Below are 13,887 nucleotides of genomic sequence, written 5' to 3'. Positions count from 1 at the left end.
TTCTCCCCTGCCCTATTTCAACACCTGCGCGATGCGCTCGGCAATCCGTTCGTAGCCATCGCCGTTCGGGTGGTAATGATCCGTATACAAATATTTCGTGCCGCCGAGCGCGAACAAATCGTACGTCGGCACGACGACGACGTTCGGCCATTTGTTGGCTGCCAGAAAAGCGCTTTGGTTGAACGCTTCGACGATCGGCGGCCCTTGCCGCTCTTTGTCAACGTCGAGATACGGGTAGTACAGCGCCGAGTAAACGATCAGCGCATTCGGGTTTACTTCCGACAGCTTGGCCAAAATGTCGCCCAGCCGCTTTGACGCTCCCGGCAAGTTGGTCTCTGCCCGCGTGTAATCGATCGCCATGCTTTGGCCCGAAGCGTCCGTGCCTTGCGTAATGTCGTTGGCGCCGATTGTGAGCAGCACGATGTCGGCTTCCCTGACGGCGTCCTGCACCGGCTTGTCCGCCAGCTGCGCCAGCAGCTGGTCAGTCCGATATCCCGGCACCGCTAGATTGTTGAGCACGTACGCCGGTTTGCCGAACTGAATGGCGAGCTTATTTTTCACGCGGTTCACGTAACCTTGGCCGGTAATATCCCCGGTGCCGGCCGTAAGCGAGTCGCCGAGCGCCACGACGTTGATCTTGGGCTTCGCCGCCAGCGAACCTTCATGGGACGTCTCGGGGTTGTCCGGCTCCCGGATCGCGAGCCGGTTTCCGGCAGCCGAGGCGGGATCGAATATGGTGCGCGCCGCGTAACCGAAGCCGGCGGCGAACAATGCGGCGGAAAGCAGCGAGGCGATCGCTACCGTTCGCCACATCCGGCGGGTCGAGCTCATCCCTGGCCCCTCCTTTATCGTCAGCAACTTTCTGAGCTTTAGAGTAAAGCTTCTGCGGCCATATTGCAAATTTAACGCTTGACCGGCTCCTCCTCGCCCGGCCCGTACGAGCCGTCCCGTTGCGGAGCGAGGCCCCAGCTCGCCAGCAGCTTCTCGAGATCGCCGACCGTGACCGGCTTCGCATGCGGCTGCAGCTCGATCGTGACTTTGCCGTTCGTCTCCATCGTCGCTCTTTTCACGTCGTCCACCCGCTCCACCTTTTGCTCGCGCAGCCGAATCGCCAAGTCCTCTTTGGACATGCGCAGCTTGCGCAAAGCGTCTTCCACGATGCGGCCTTCATCGATGAGCGCCAGCGGCCGTCCGGATACGAGCCGCCGCAGCCAGTTCAGCTTGAACTGCAGCAGCTCGATCGAGATCAGCGCCGCCAGGCACGCCCCCACAGCGAGCAGCGTCTCCCAGATCGATCTGAACTCCAGCGGTCCCGACAATATTTCGCCGAGCATAATCATCACTACCGTTGAAGCGAGCGTCAGCTCCAATACCGACTTTCTCCCGGATAAACGAAGCAGGATCGTTCCTCCTATGACGACAGCGACCGATGACGCGACGATGGCCGCGATTTTTCCCAACATTTGCGCCGCCTCCCCGCGTGTCCAACAAGTACTCTTAGTGATGTTAAGATATCGTGGAAATTATTCCAAAAGCAAGAAAAGGCCGCCTCGCGCAGCAAGCGTGAGACAGCCTTTTCGCAGCGGTTGTTGCCTTCAGCCCGCGGCTTCCAGCAAAAATTTGTACTGCGCCTGAATGAGTCCGTAATAAACGCCCTGCTTCGCCATCAGCTCGTCATGGTTGCCCGTCTCCATAATCGAGCCGTGGTCGAGCACGATGATGTTGTCCGCGTGGCGGATCGTCGACAGCCGGTGCGCGATGATGAACGAGGTGCGGCCTTGCAGCAGCGTTTTGAGCGCCTCTTGGATTCTCAGCTCGGTCTCCGTATCGATGCTGGCCGTCGCCTCGTCGAGAATGAGCACGCGCGGATCGGCGAGGAGCGCCCTGGCGAACGAAAGCAGCTGCCGCTGCCCCATCGACAGCACGGAGCCCCGCTCCTGAACTTCCGTCTCGTATCCGTTCGGCAGCTTCATAATAAAATCGTGGGCATGCACCGCTTTCGCCGCCGCCTCGACTTCCTCGTCCGTGGCGTCGAGCTTGCCGAAACGAATATTGTCGCGGATCGTGCCGGAGAAAATGAACGTGTCCTGCAGCACGATGCCGACCTGGGAACGAAGGCTTTGCAGCGTCACGTCCCTGATGTCGTGGCCGTCAATGAGAACGCGGCCGCGGCTCGGATCGTAAAACCGGCACAGCAAGTTGATGATCGTGCTTTTGCCGGAACCGGTATGGCCGACGAGCGCGATCGATTGGCCCGGCAGCACGTCGAGGTTGATGCCGCGCAGCGCCGGACGGCCCGGTTCGTACTCGAACACGATGTCTTCGAACGAGACGGCCCCTTGGATCGGCGGCAGCTGCTTCGCTTCCTTCTTTTCTTTGACGGACGGCTGCTCGTCGATAAATTCGAAGATGCGCTCCGCCGACGCCATCGCAACGAGCAGCTGCGAATACATTTGGCCCATCCGGTTGATCGGCTCCCAGAAGTTGCCGATGTAGTTGGCGAAGGCGACGAGCAGACCGACGGTGATGTCCTCCGCCTGAATGAGATGGGCCCCGTACCAGAATAAGATGCAGTAGCCGATCGCGCCGGTAATTTCGATGATCGGGCCGAACGATTGGTTCAACGCGGAAGCTTTATCCCACTGCTTCTTGTTGTCCTCGTTCATGCCCCGGAAATAGTCGATGTTGTTTTTCTCCTGCGTATACGCCTGCGTGACGCGAATGCCCTGGATGCATTCGTTCAAGTGGGAATTGATGCGCGCCTGCCTCATCTGCACGATTTGCCAGGCGCGCCGTATCCGCATGCGCAGCTGGCCGGAAATAATGAACATGAGCGGCACGGTGATGATGACGGCAAGCCCCAGCTTGAAGTTGATCGTCAGCAATATGACGATAATGCCGACAAGCTGCACGCAGTCGATCATCAAATTGACGACGCCGTTCGTGAACAAGTCCTGCAGCGAGTTGACGTAGTTCGTCACGCGCACGAGCACCGATCCGGCCGGCCGCTTGTCGAAGAAATGGAACGAAAGCTGCTGAATATGGCTAAACAGCTCGTGCCTGAGGTCATAGATGATGCGCTGGCCGATCATATTCGTATACTTGATCCGGAACGAGTTGGCGATCCACTGGACGAGGTATACGCCAAGCATGATGGCGACGAGCTCGCCGAGCAGCTTGCCGTTGCCGCCGCCGATCGCCTTGTCGATAGCGCGGCTGATGATGAGCGGCACCGTCAGCTTCGTAATGGCGCCGACGACCATCATCGTCCCGATGATCGGGATAATTTGCTTCAAATAAGGCTTCATATATGTAGCGAGGCGGCGCATTTGCCCCCAGTCGAACGCTTTGTCCATCAGCGTATCGTCCGTATATACGAATCGCGCTTGCCCTTGCTCGGCCCCCGCCGTTTGCCCGTTTCCGGCGGCATCCGCCGTACGTCCGGGCTGCGGAGCGTGCGGCGGCGACGTTTTCACTTGTGCGCTCAATGGGCGACCCTTCTTTCCAGCTTCGTAATTTTATCGTTCGGCTCTACCGGTTGGTCCGCGTATTGGATGCGGAACGTATCGAGATACGGCCCGGGCTGCTGCAGCAGCTGCTCGTGCGTGCCGCGCTGCACGATGCGGCCGTTATCCAGCACGATAATTTCGTCGGCGTGGCGAAGCGACGAAATGCGGTGGGCGATAATGAACGTCGTCCGTCCTTGCATCACTTCGCGGAAGCCGGCTTGAATTTCGTGCTCGGTTTCCATATCGACGGCGCTCGTCGCATCGTCGAGAATGAGAATTTTCGGATCGGTAAGAATCGCCCGCGCGATCGCGATGCGCTGCTTCTGCCCGCCGGACAATCCGAGGCCGCGCTCGCCGACGATCGTGTCGTAGCCGTCCGGCAGCTCGGAGATAAAATCGTGCGCCTTCGCCAGCTTGGCGGCGCGAATAATGTCGTCCATCGTCACGTCGGACCTTCCGTAGGCGATGTTGCCGCGGATCGTGGATGAGAACAGGAACGTCTCCTGGAAGACGATCGCAATTTGGCGGCGCAAGCTTTCCAGCGTATACTCCTTGATGTTGCGGCCGTCGAGCGTAATCGCGCCGTCTTTGACGTTGTAGGCGCGCAGCAGCAGCGAGACGACCGTCGTCTTGCCCGAGCCGGTGCCGCCGAGCAGACCGATGACCGAGCCCGGCTTCGCCTCCAGCGTGAAATCGTGCAGCGCGGGGGCGTTTTCGGGATAGGCGAACGTGACGTGGTCAAAAACAACGTGGCCTTGCACCGCTTCGCCCTTCAGCTCGATCGCGTTCGGCTGGTCTTTTACATGCACGTACTGGGTCAATATTTCCATTACTTTCTCGCCGGACGTGCGCGCTTGCGTAAAGGCGTTAATATGGAAGCCGATGCCCCACATCGGGCCGATGATGTACCAGATCAAGCTGAAAAAAGCGACCAGCTCGCCGAGCGTCAGCTGCTCGCGGATGACCAGATAGCCGCCTGTGCCGAGCAGGATAACGACGCTGAGGTTAGCGAACAGCTCCATGAGCGGAAAATAGCGGGCCCAAATGCCGGACGAGCTAATATTGTTCATTTTATAGCTTTCGTTACGGGTGGCGAATTTGTCGATTTCGTACGGTTCCCGCGCGAACGACTTGACCGTGCGCACGCCGGTGATGTTTTCCTGCACCGCGGTTTGCAGCGACGAAAACGAATTGCGGATAATGCGGAACGACGGGTGGATTTTGCTCTCGAACCGGATCGCCGTGAACGCCAGGAATGGCATCGTGACCATCGTAATGAGCGTCAGCTTCCAATTGATCGTAAGCATCATCGTCATGCCGAACACGACCATCAGAATAACGTTGAGAATTTGCGCGAAGCCGAAGCCGATAAACTGCCGCACGCCGTCCAGATCGGCCGTCAGGCGCGACATGAGATCGCCGGTGCGGGCTGTATCATAATATTGAAACGACAAGTACTGCAGCTTGCTGTAAAGGGCTTCCCGCAAGTTGTACGCAGTACGGTTGCCGAGGCGGCCGCCGAAGAAGCCGTGCGAGAACTGAAACAGCCCTTTCAGCGAGACGACGCCGACGACGAGCAGCGCGAGCCCGGGAACGCGGCCGAACTGTTTCGGGCGAATGACCTCATCGATAAGATAGCGAAGCAAATTCGGATAAACAAGCCCCAGCGCCGTAGCGCACACAAGGCAGGCGATCGAAGCGAACAAAAATTTTCGCTCCGGCCAGTAGTAAGGCTTCAACTGCTTGAATACGTTCATGCGGGCACCTTCACACCCCTCGTAAGGTTACAATCTCCCTGCATCTTAGCATCATATTAGAGCGGCGGGCAAAGACATAATTCCTTCATATATGCGGGTATTTCACCGTTTCGTCACATTTGCCTTTCCGAATCCCTCCTATTCTCCCAAATCATCGCAATCCCCCCATATGGAAACCCTTTCATTCCGTTCACTGAAATTTCACGATTTGCCGCGGCATTTCAGGTATTCCCAAGGCAAATATTTCATGATATTATTCTTCGTGTTCGAATATTTCGGATGCGAAATATTCGCACTCGTACTATTTACTATGCCCTACTCTACGCACTTTTGAAAGAAGGTGAGACTCGTTGGACTTCGGTAGCGATTTGAGGCAGCTGTTCGTCAAGCTGAACAAAGTCCGGATGACGATGGTGTATTCGGAATTGAAAGCATTAGGGATTACCGGTCCGCAACTTTTTGTATTGAGAGAGTTATTTATGGGGGAACCGCGTACGATCGGCGACTTATCACGGGCAGTCGAACTTAGCAACAGCACGGTGACCGGTATCGTAGACCGGCTGGAACGCGCGAAACTGGTGGAACGCCACCGGGACGAGAAGGACCGCCGCGTCGTCTGGATCCGTCCGACGGCAAGCTGCATGCACATGAAATCGGAGCTGTTCGACAAGTTTCAAGCCGACTTTTACGAGGAATTGCAACAATCGTTTACCCCCGAGCAGTTTGCTCTGCTTAAAGACATGCTAGAAAAATTAATCGAGTATCTCGAGAAAAAGCTGGAGGGAACCAAATGAAACGAAAAATTGTGCTTTACGTCATTTTGCTGGTGATGGTCGTCAGCGGCGCCGGCATCGGCGGCTATTACTGGTACGAGGACGCCAACTTCGTATCGACGGACGACGCGCGCGTTTCGGCCGATATTTATCGCGTCATGCCGCGCATCGCCGGCAAAATCAACTCTTTGAACGTTAAAATCGGCGATACCGTCGTTGCCGACCAAGTAGTAGGCCAGCAAGACATCACCAACCTCTCCAACAGCTTGCTGGATCAGGCGACGCTGCGCGCCCCGATCGGCGGCACCGTCATTCAAACTTCGGCCAAACCCGGCGAAGTCGTGTCTCCGGGCCAGGCGGTCGCGATGATCGTGGACAAGAGCAAGCTTTACGTGTCCGCCGACGTTGAAGAGACGAAGATCAAGAAAGTCAAAATCGGCCAGCCGGTCGAATTTACGCTTGATACATATCCGGGCGTCACCTTTACCGGGAAAGTGTTCGAAATCGGCGAAGCGGCCGCTTCCACCTTCTCCCTGCTGCCTACGACCAGCACGAGCGGCAGCTTCACGAAAGTGACGCAGCGCATTACCGTAAAGATGTCCGTGGACGAAACACACGGTTTGGATCTTGCTCCGGGCATGAACGCTATCATTAAAATTCATATCAAAGGGAAGTAAGGAGCGAGTTACATGAAAAAACATTTGAAAATCATCATGGCCATATCGCTGCTGTCGGCGTCGGCAACGGCACTGTCCGGATGCGGCGGCGCACCGGCAGTGCAAGCTTCCGCTTCCGCGGCCACCGTTCCGAGTGTAAAAGTCATTACGTTAAGCGGCGCAGGCGCTCCGGGAGCCAGCGGCAAAATCGCCCCGTCGCAAACGACCCGCATATACGCCAAAAACCCCGGACGCGTCGCCGCTGTCAACGTCACGGAAGGCTCGAAAGTCAAAAAAGGCGACGTGCTCGTTCAGCTCGAAACCGACGATCTTACCCAGCAAGTGAACTCGGCGCAAGCCGCCCTCGACCAGGCGCAAGCGGCGCTGAACGACGCTCAGAACGGAGCAAGGCCGCAAGATTTGCAGGCTGCCGAAGCCGGCGTGGCGCAAGCGAAAGCAAGCGTGGACAACGCAAACGCCGCTGTCGAAGGGGCTAAAGCAGCGTTCGATCTGGCAACCAAAACGTACAACCAAGTGAAAAACCATTATGATGAAGGCGCGGTCAGCAAGAGCGATCTGGACAACGCCACGATGAACTACGACAAAGCCAAGTCGGGGTACGAACAAGCCGTCGCCGGGCAAGCAACCGCGAAAGCGGCGCTGTCGGCGGCCCAGTCCAAGCTCGATCTGGCCAGAGCAGGCGCGACGGCGGAAGCGATCAACGGCTTGAAAGCAAGAGCGAATCAAGCGCAGGCGGCGCTCGAGCTGGCCAAAAACGCGCTGGAAGCCGCCAGCATTAAAGCTCCGGCAGACGGTACCATCGTCAAAAAGCTGATCGAGCCGGGCGAAATGGCGTTCACGATGATGCCGTCAGGAACCGAGCTGCTCGTGATGGTCAATATGGACACCGTCGATGTCGACGTGAGCGTTCCGGAAGATATGGTCGCTCAAGTGAAAGAAGGCGCGAGCGTCAAAGTGACGCTGCCGAGCATTCCGGACAAAACGTTCGACGGAACGGTCACCTTCGTGTCCCCCGTATCCGACCAAAACAACAATACGTTCCCGGTGAAAGTAGCCGTAAAAAATTCGGACGGCGCTCTCCGCGCCGGCGCCGTTGCCGTCGTCTCGTTCGGGGGTGCGCAGCAAAGCCGCATCGAGCTGCCGAAGAGCGCACTCGTGAAGGACGGAAACGGCAGCGCCGTGTTTAAAGTCGACGGCGATACGGTACATAAAGTTGCGGTCCAAACCGAAGAAAAGAATCAGGACTGGGTTTACCTGAAAGGCGATTCCGCGCTGAAAGCAAACGATAAAATCGTGCTGAAGCCGGACGAGAAACTGGCTGACGGCGCGAAAGTACGCGCCGAGTAAAGGAGGCCTGACGCATGTCGCAAACTGCCTCCGCAGCGGCTGAAGCGCCGAAACAAGAAGGCGGCTACTGGCTCGCGGTCATCGTTCTCATTATCGGCACGTTCATGGCGATTCTCGACAACAGCTTGATGAACGTAGCCATCCCGAAGCTGATGGCGGTGTTCGGCGTTTCACAGAACGACATCGAATGGGTCGTGACCGGCTATATGCTGGCGTCGGCCGTCGTTGTGCCGATGGGCGGCTTCCTCGCCGACCGGTTCGGCTATAAGACAACGTTCCTGTCGACGGTTACCGCCTTCGTCATCGGCTCCGCTTTGTGCGGTATCGCCTGGAGCAATGGAAGCCTCGTCATTGCGCGGATTATTCAAGGTCTCGGCGGCGGCTTCATCATGCCGGTCGGCATGGCGATGCTGTATCAAATCGTGCCGCGCGCCAAAGTGCAAACCGTCATGGGCGTATGGGGCATCTCGGCCATGGCTGCGCCGGCCATGGGGCCCACGCTCAGCGGCTATCTCGTCGATCATTTCAGCTGGCGCTACCTGTTTTACATCAACGTGCCGATCGGCGTTGTAGCCGTCGGGCTCGGATACTTTCTATTGAAAGAAACTCCGAAGCGGGAAGGCTTGAAGTTCGACTTCCTCGGCTCGTTTTTGGCGATGCTTGTCTTCGGCTGCCTGCTGCTTGCTCTTACCGACGGGCAGAAGGAAGGCTGGTCGTCGCTCTACATCGTGTCCTTATTCTTTATTTCGTTCTTCAGCTTCTTGCTGCTGCTGTGGGTCGAACTGGGCAAAGACAACGCCATTATGGATTTTCACTTGTTCAAAAACAGCCAGTTTACGCTGAGCCTCATCGCTTCCAGCTTCGTCATGATCGCGATGATGGGCGGCGTGTACCTGATGCCGATCTATTTGCAAAACGTGCTCGGCCTCACGCCGATGCAGACCGGCCTGCTCATGATGCCGCAATCGATCGCGATGGCGTTCATGATGCCAATAGCCGGCAAATTGATGGGCAAGGTGGGCGTCGTCCCGCTCGGCGTTGTCGGGCTGACGATTATCGGCTGTTCGACTTTGGAGCTGCACCACATCGCGCAAAATACACCGCACGGCTGGATTCAATGGTTGCTGGTCATCCGCGGCATCGGCATCGGGCTTTGCATGATGCCGCTCTCTACGGCGGGGATGAACGGGCTCCCGAATCATATGATCGGCAGAGCTTCCGCCATGTCGAACGTTATCCGCAACGTGATGGCGTCGTTCGGAATCGCGGTGCTGACCAGCATTATGACGAAACAATCGAGCAATATCGGGACGCGAATCGCCGAGGAAATCGATACGTCGAGCCCCGCGTTCGGCGAATTTCAGACGAACGTCGCCCATCGCTACATGGAGCTTGGAACCGGTCCCGGATCGGCGGCAAGCGGCGTATCCGGCTTCCTTTCCGCTCTGATTCAAAAAGAAGCGCTCACCCGGGGCATTGCCGAAACGCTGCTTGTGTCGGCCTTGCCGGCATTCGTGTCGCTCGTTCTCGTGCTGTTCATGATTCGCCGGAAAAAAGCCGCCGCAGCGGGAGCTTCGGGAGAAACGCAGCAACACGTCATGGTCGAGATGTAACTTGACATTCGAGAAGTACAATACGAGGAGGACATACCATGAAAGTACAATTCAAACATTTGGCCGCTGCAATGGTCCTTTCCGCTTCCCTGCTCGCGACCGTCCCGGCACTGGCCGACGACGCCCAGCCGTCCGCTCAAGCCGCAGCAGCGTCCGATTCCTTGACGCCTGCGAGCTACGATTTGGGGGGCGGGCTGCAAGTGCAGGTGCTCGGCGTGCTGAGCGACAAAAATTTTTCCGGCGTCCGCCTCGGCGCCGCCGTGCGCGTCATCAATACGAACGGCGATACGGTCCGCATTCCGGACCACGAGCTGCGCCTTAAGACGGACGACGGGCTTGTGTACACGCTGACGCCAAGCGCGGCGAACGTGCACGGCGTCCCGGGCGGGTCGCAGGTCGACCTGACGTATTTGCGGCAGATCGACCATAAAAAGGATGTCAAAGTAACTGACTTATCGCTCGTCGACGTCAATTATGACGTGTATCCGAAAGTGGAGACGACGCTCGTCTCCGTTCCGGTCGGCGGACAAGTATGGACCGGAAGCAGCGGCACGCTCACCGCTCCGGCGGCGCTGAAAGCTTGGGGCGTACCGTTTGCCGTGCCGACGCTCGACTCTCCGTTGACGTATACTCCCGTGTCGGTCAGCAAATCGTTCACGAACCAGGGCGCCTCTTACCTCGTCAAGCTGCGCGTCGACAACGCTTCGGAGCAGGCGGAAACGGTGCCGGCGTTCGAAGTGGACGGCAAAACGAAAACCGATTCGTACCGCGGCATTCGCGCCGAAACCGGCACCGTGACCGTACAGCCCGGCGACACGGCCTACATCCATTATGTGATCAACACCGAGCACGATACGGAGCTCGACAGCCTGAACGTGCTCGCGCTGGAACCTTTCGCAGTGCCCGATCCGTCCGGTACGCCAAAGCTGACGGCGTTCGGCGTCGGCAAGCTGAACGTTGCCCTGCCCAAAGCGGCTGCTGGCGATACGACCGCCCCGGCGTACCAGTACGGAGCGCCGATCGCATTCGAAGCTTCGAACGGCTTCGTCAACCCGAATTTGCAAGTGTCGCTCGTCGAGCTGCACGCGACGGACAGCGTCGAGAACGGCTACCGCACCGCATTCGCCAAGCTGAAGCTGGAGAACAAGAGCGACAAGCCGATCCCGGTGCCTGCCCTCCAGACGGAGCTTGTGAGCGCTGGCGGTACGGGCGGCTCGTATACCGCGCCCGGCAAACGGCGACGATGGCGTCCGTCCAGCCGGGAACGAGCGCGATCGTGTCGTACGCGTTCACGATGCCGACGTCGGAAACGGGCTCCTCCTTCACGCTGAAAGTGCAGGGCACGGTGCAAAGCGATCCGGCCGCGCCGGCGTACCGCTCCACGATTGCCGCCCTGCCGGTTAACGTGCAGTCCGATGACGATCGTAACGAAATTCATTTGTATCCTTATACGCTCAACATCAAGTCGTGGATTTTGACGCCGGTTATCCAGAACTGGTCCTCTTACACGTACAATTTGCATCTGGACATGGATTTCACCCGCGACCCGCAAGTCGTGCTCGACAACAACTTCTCGACGCTCAAAATCGAGCTCGTCGACGCGCTCGGCTCCTCGCTCGGCGCCAAATACTTCCCGTTCGTCGGCGCAAACCGGCTCGTCAGCGGCGATCAGACGCTCACCTTCACCGGCGTGACAAGCGATCAGGCGAAGAGCAACTTGACCGTCAAAGTGTCGGAATCTATCATGACGCCAAACGGCGAAGCCAACCGCGTCATTGCCGTGCTGAAGCCTTAAGGCAAATCTCCATTGTGAAAAAGGAACCGTCCCTGGCAGCATCTGCTGCTCGGGACGGTTCCTTTTTGCCTTTAAGGACGAGGTGCGGTTCACGCGGAAGATGCGATTAAGCGATGCTGTGAAGAGCGCGAAGCGCATCCTGCTTATCTTTTACAAAGAATGCTTGTTTGCCCTTATTGCATTCGTAAATAAAATCCTTCAAGCTTTTGCTGCTGTACTCTTCAAAATCTCCGACAATAGCGAGCTTGACATTGTAGTTTACATATTTTTGCAATATCTCGCCGGCAAGTCCGGTTTTTAGCTCGAAGAAATCTTCCGTCACGTTCGACTTGTGAATCAGTATTTTATTGCAATCATGGCTGTAGTTAATAGTAGCCATCAAATCCAAGGCTCCTTGAACATCGCTCAATACAATGTCGGAGCTTTCGACAATGGCGACCTTGGAGTTATCCTTTTGGTCAATTACGATATTCATCGTTACTCCTGCTTTCGGTTGCGAGATAGCGCATCGCGTCTGATGCTCAGTCGACACGTCTCAGCTCAGCAGCTCCGCAAGCTGGCGCCGCGTGCTGCCAAGCGCCTCGAGGTCGACGTTGTCGCTCAGTGCCGCCAAGAGGCCGCTGACGTAGTGCTGCAAGCTTTCGGCGCGGTCCGCCTTCAGCTCGGCAAAACGATCCGCCAACTGGCTGGCGTACGCGGCTTGCAGCGCTTCCGTCTGCGCCGCGACGTACGCCGCCATCGGCTCGCTCAGCCGCGCTTCCAGCTCGGCGCGCAGCTTCGCCTTGCCGTCTCCTTCGAAGAAGTGCTTGGCGTTTTTGTAATAGGCCAGCAGCGTTTTGTCCGATACCGGCTCCGGCTCGAACTTCACGGTATGCTCCGCCGCCCGGAACTTCTTCGGCTCGTAAGGCTCCGGCTCGTAGCCGCCGACCAGTTCGGCGAACCGCTCGTTCCAGGCGATCTGGCGCTTCTTGGCCATCGCGTTCATCGCGTTCTCGATGCGCAGCGTCGTAGCCAACGTCTCTTGCTCCAGATCGAAGCCGATCATCCGAGCCAGCTCTTTCCAAGCGCCGGCAAGCGCCGTCCGCGCGTCGCCGGCGTCGTCGCGGAACGAAGCCGGGTTGAACGCCAGCTGGTACAGCTCCCCGAACCGGTACGAGGTGCGCTGCTTCACGTAATAGAGCAGCTCGCGGATTTCTTTCTCCAGCTCCTGAAGCTCTTCGCCGAAGGAAGCTTCCTCGAGCTCGGCGAGCGCCCGGCGCAGCGATTGCTCCAGCTCAGCGATGCGCCGCTTGCGGGCCGCTTCGTCCTGCTGCGCGCCGGCCAGCCACTGGTCGAGCACGTGCACCGCCCGCTCCAGCTCTTGCCCGGCGCTCATGACGGCGACCGAAGCGAGCTCTTCCACCGAGAACTTGATGAAGTCCCGCTCAAAGCTGGCGATGCCGGACTGCCGGATGAGGGCCTCGTCCCCGCTCAGCTTGCCGTCCGTCGCCATCAGGCTGGAAACCGGGTACAGCCGCGGATGGCGGATGCCGTGCTGGAGCAAATTCGACTCGACGTGCGTCAGCACGCCTTCCAGCTCTTCCGGACCGGAAGCGAGGTCGGCGGCGTTGACGATGAAAAACATTTTGTCCAGCTCGAAGCTGTCCTTCACCCTGCCGAGCTGCAGCAAAAACTCGCGGTCGGCTTGCGAGAAGGCATGATTGTAATAAGTGACGAACAATATCGCGTCGGCGTTCTTGATATAGTCGAAGGCGACGCCGGTATGGCGGGCGTTGATCGAGTCGGCCCCCGGCGTATCGACGAAAATGATGCCCTGCTCGGTCAGCTCGTTCGCGTAATGAAGCTCGATATAGTCGACGAAGCAGGAACGCGCTTCGTCGGCGACGTACGCCGCGAATTCGTCCAGCGCGATGCGGACGTCTTTGCCAAGCTGCGGCTCGGCTTGCGCCCAGCCGGCCTCGACCGCGCGCAAGAACGCGTAGTGCGGCTTGCCTTTGGCCGGCACGGCGGCCGGCGACAGCCGCCGGATGCGGGCAATGGCGTCCGCCATGCCGGACGCCGGCTCGCCAAGGACGTCCAGCGAGTAGCGGACGTCCGCCAGGATGGCGTCCGCCGTTTTCATGCGGACGCGGGCCGTGCCGTGCGGCCAGTCCGGCGAAGGCGGCACGATGCGGTTGATCGCCGCGGTCGTCGGATTCGGCGATACGGGCAAGATGCGTTCGCCGATCAGGGCATTGGCGAACGACGATTTGCCCGCGCTGAACGCCCCGAACAGCGCGATCGTGAACGTGCCGCCGCGCAGCCGGGCGGCTTTGTCCCGCATCGCGGCAGCCTGCGGGCGCAGCGCCGCGATGCTTTGCAGGAGCGCGGCCGCCCGCTCGAGGCGGCCGGCGCTCTCGCCGAGGCGGCGCCGGTA

Annotated in this window: 12 protein-coding genes; 6 read left to right on the top strand and 6 right to left on the bottom strand. The window is 58.5% G+C overall.

The window, feature by feature from the left end:
* Positions 1-12: 12 nt before the first annotated feature.
* The 4 genes from SD70_RS16170 to SD70_RS16155 form a co-directional block, all read right to left on the bottom strand.
* A complete protein-coding gene (locus SD70_RS16170; RefSeq protein ID WP_041048569.1) occupies positions 13-831 on the bottom strand; it encodes a GDSL-type esterase/lipase family protein in 819 nt (272 codons plus the stop codon).
* Positions 832-902: 71 nt separating this feature from the next.
* Positions 903-1,463 carry a DUF421 domain-containing protein gene (locus SD70_RS16165; protein WP_052487526.1) on the bottom strand — a complete coding sequence of 187 codons (561 nt, stop codon included), beginning with the start codon at positions 1,461-1,463 and terminating at the stop codon, positions 903-905.
* A gap of 132 nt (positions 1,464-1,595) precedes the next feature.
* Positions 1,596-3,476, bottom strand: coding sequence for an ABC transporter ATP-binding protein (locus SD70_RS16160; RefSeq protein ID WP_041048598.1), 1,881 nt, complete (start codon positions 3,474-3,476; stop codon positions 1,596-1,598).
* An 8-nt stretch (positions 3,477-3,484) separates the two neighbouring features.
* The gene (locus tag SD70_RS16155) at positions 3,485-5,266 is read right to left on the bottom strand and encodes an ABC transporter ATP-binding protein (RefSeq protein ID WP_052487525.1); all 1,782 of its coding nucleotides are present in this window, start codon (positions 5,264-5,266) and stop codon (positions 3,485-3,487) included.
* 350 nt (positions 5,267-5,616) lie between these two features.
* On the opposite strand from SD70_RS16155, the gene SD70_RS16150 reads away from it, so the two are divergent.
* Genes SD70_RS16150 through SD70_RS16125 form a run of 6 tightly spaced genes read left to right on the top strand, consistent with a single transcriptional unit; the run spans position 5,617 to position 11,471 of the window.
* The gene (locus tag SD70_RS16150) at positions 5,617-6,060 is read left to right on the top strand and encodes a MarR family winged helix-turn-helix transcriptional regulator (protein WP_052487524.1); all 444 of its coding nucleotides are present in this window, start codon (positions 5,617-5,619) and stop codon (positions 6,058-6,060) included.
* Complete coding sequence (locus SD70_RS16145) at positions 6,057-6,716, top strand: HlyD family secretion protein (RefSeq protein ID WP_041048568.1); 660 nt, start codon at positions 6,057-6,059, stop codon at positions 6,714-6,716. The genes SD70_RS16150 and SD70_RS16145 overlap by 4 nt, the downstream gene beginning before the upstream one ends.
* A 12-nt stretch (positions 6,717-6,728) precedes the next feature.
* On the top strand, positions 6,729-8,063 hold the full coding sequence (locus tag SD70_RS16140; protein ID WP_041048566.1) for an efflux RND transporter periplasmic adaptor subunit: 1,335 nt from the start codon (positions 6,729-6,731) through the stop codon (positions 8,061-8,063).
* A gap of 14 nt (positions 8,064-8,077) precedes the next feature.
* The gene (locus tag SD70_RS16135; RefSeq protein ID WP_041048565.1) at positions 8,078-9,676 is read left to right on the top strand and encodes a DHA2 family efflux MFS transporter permease subunit; all 1,599 of its coding nucleotides are present in this window, start codon (positions 8,078-8,080) and stop codon (positions 9,674-9,676) included.
* Positions 9,677-9,714: 38 nt separating this feature from the next.
* Positions 9,715-11,007: a hypothetical protein gene (locus tag SD70_RS16130; protein ID WP_041048564.1), complete on the top strand. Its 1,293-nt coding sequence runs from the start codon at positions 9,715-9,717 to the stop codon at positions 11,005-11,007.
* Entirely contained in the window at positions 10,953-11,471 is a 519-nt protein-coding gene (locus tag SD70_RS16125; RefSeq protein ID WP_041048563.1) for a hypothetical protein, read from the top strand. Before SD70_RS16130 ends, SD70_RS16125 begins: the two co-directional genes overlap by 55 nt.
* Before the next feature lie 106 nt (positions 11,472-11,577).
* Here the strand turns inward: SD70_RS16125 and SD70_RS16120 are convergent, their stop codons facing one another.
* Together SD70_RS16120 and SD70_RS36100 are read right to left on the bottom strand one after the other, a co-directional pair.
* A complete protein-coding gene (locus SD70_RS16120) occupies positions 11,578-11,946 on the bottom strand; it encodes a DUF4180 domain-containing protein (protein WP_041048562.1) in 369 nt (122 codons plus the stop codon).
* A 60-nt stretch (positions 11,947-12,006) separates the two neighbouring features.
* Complete coding sequence (locus SD70_RS36100; RefSeq protein WP_156158052.1) at positions 12,007-13,794, bottom strand: dynamin family protein; 1,788 nt, start codon at positions 13,792-13,794, stop codon at positions 12,007-12,009.
* Positions 13,795-13,887 lie beyond the last annotated feature (93 nt).

Source organism: Gordoniibacillus kamchatkensis (assembly GCF_000829455.1).
Lineage (GTDB): Bacteria > Bacillota > Bacilli > Paenibacillales > NBRC-103111 > Gordoniibacillus > Gordoniibacillus kamchatkensis.
The sequence above is the reverse complement of the archived record's forward strand: the minus strand, read 5'-3'. Positions and strand labels throughout refer to the sequence as shown.

What these genes read in the sequence shown, in the direction of transcription:
- SD70_RS16170 (WP_041048569.1), bottom strand. Translation starts at nt 831, where the DNA reads ATGAGCTCGACCCGCCGGATGTGGCGAACGGTAGCGATCGCCTCGCTG.
- SD70_RS16165 (WP_052487526.1), bottom strand. Translation starts at nt 1,463, where the DNA reads ATGTTGGGAAAAATCGCGGCCATCGTCGCGTCATCGGTCGCTGTCGTC.
- SD70_RS16155 (WP_052487525.1), bottom strand. Translation starts at nt 5,266, where the DNA reads ATGAACGTATTCAAGCAGTTGAAGCCTTACTACTGGCCGGAGCGAAAA.
- SD70_RS16145 (WP_041048568.1), top strand. Translation starts at nt 6,057, where the DNA reads ATGAAACGAAAAATTGTGCTTTACGTCATTTTGCTGGTGATGGTCGTC.
- SD70_RS16140 (WP_041048566.1), top strand. Translation starts at nt 6,729, where the DNA reads ATGAAAAAACATTTGAAAATCATCATGGCCATATCGCTGCTGTCGGCG.
- SD70_RS16135 (WP_041048565.1), top strand. Translation starts at nt 8,078, where the DNA reads ATGTCGCAAACTGCCTCCGCAGCGGCTGAAGCGCCGAAACAAGAAGGC.
- SD70_RS16130 (WP_041048564.1), top strand. Translation starts at nt 9,715, where the DNA reads ATGAAAGTACAATTCAAACATTTGGCCGCTGCAATGGTCCTTTCCGCT.
- SD70_RS16120 (WP_041048562.1), bottom strand. Translation starts at nt 11,946, where the DNA reads ATGAATATCGTAATTGACCAAAAGGATAACTCCAAGGTCGCCATTGTC.
- SD70_RS36100 (WP_156158052.1), bottom strand. Translation starts at nt 13,794, where the DNA reads ATGCGGGACAAAGCCGCCCGGCTGCGCGGCGGCACGTTCACGATCGCG.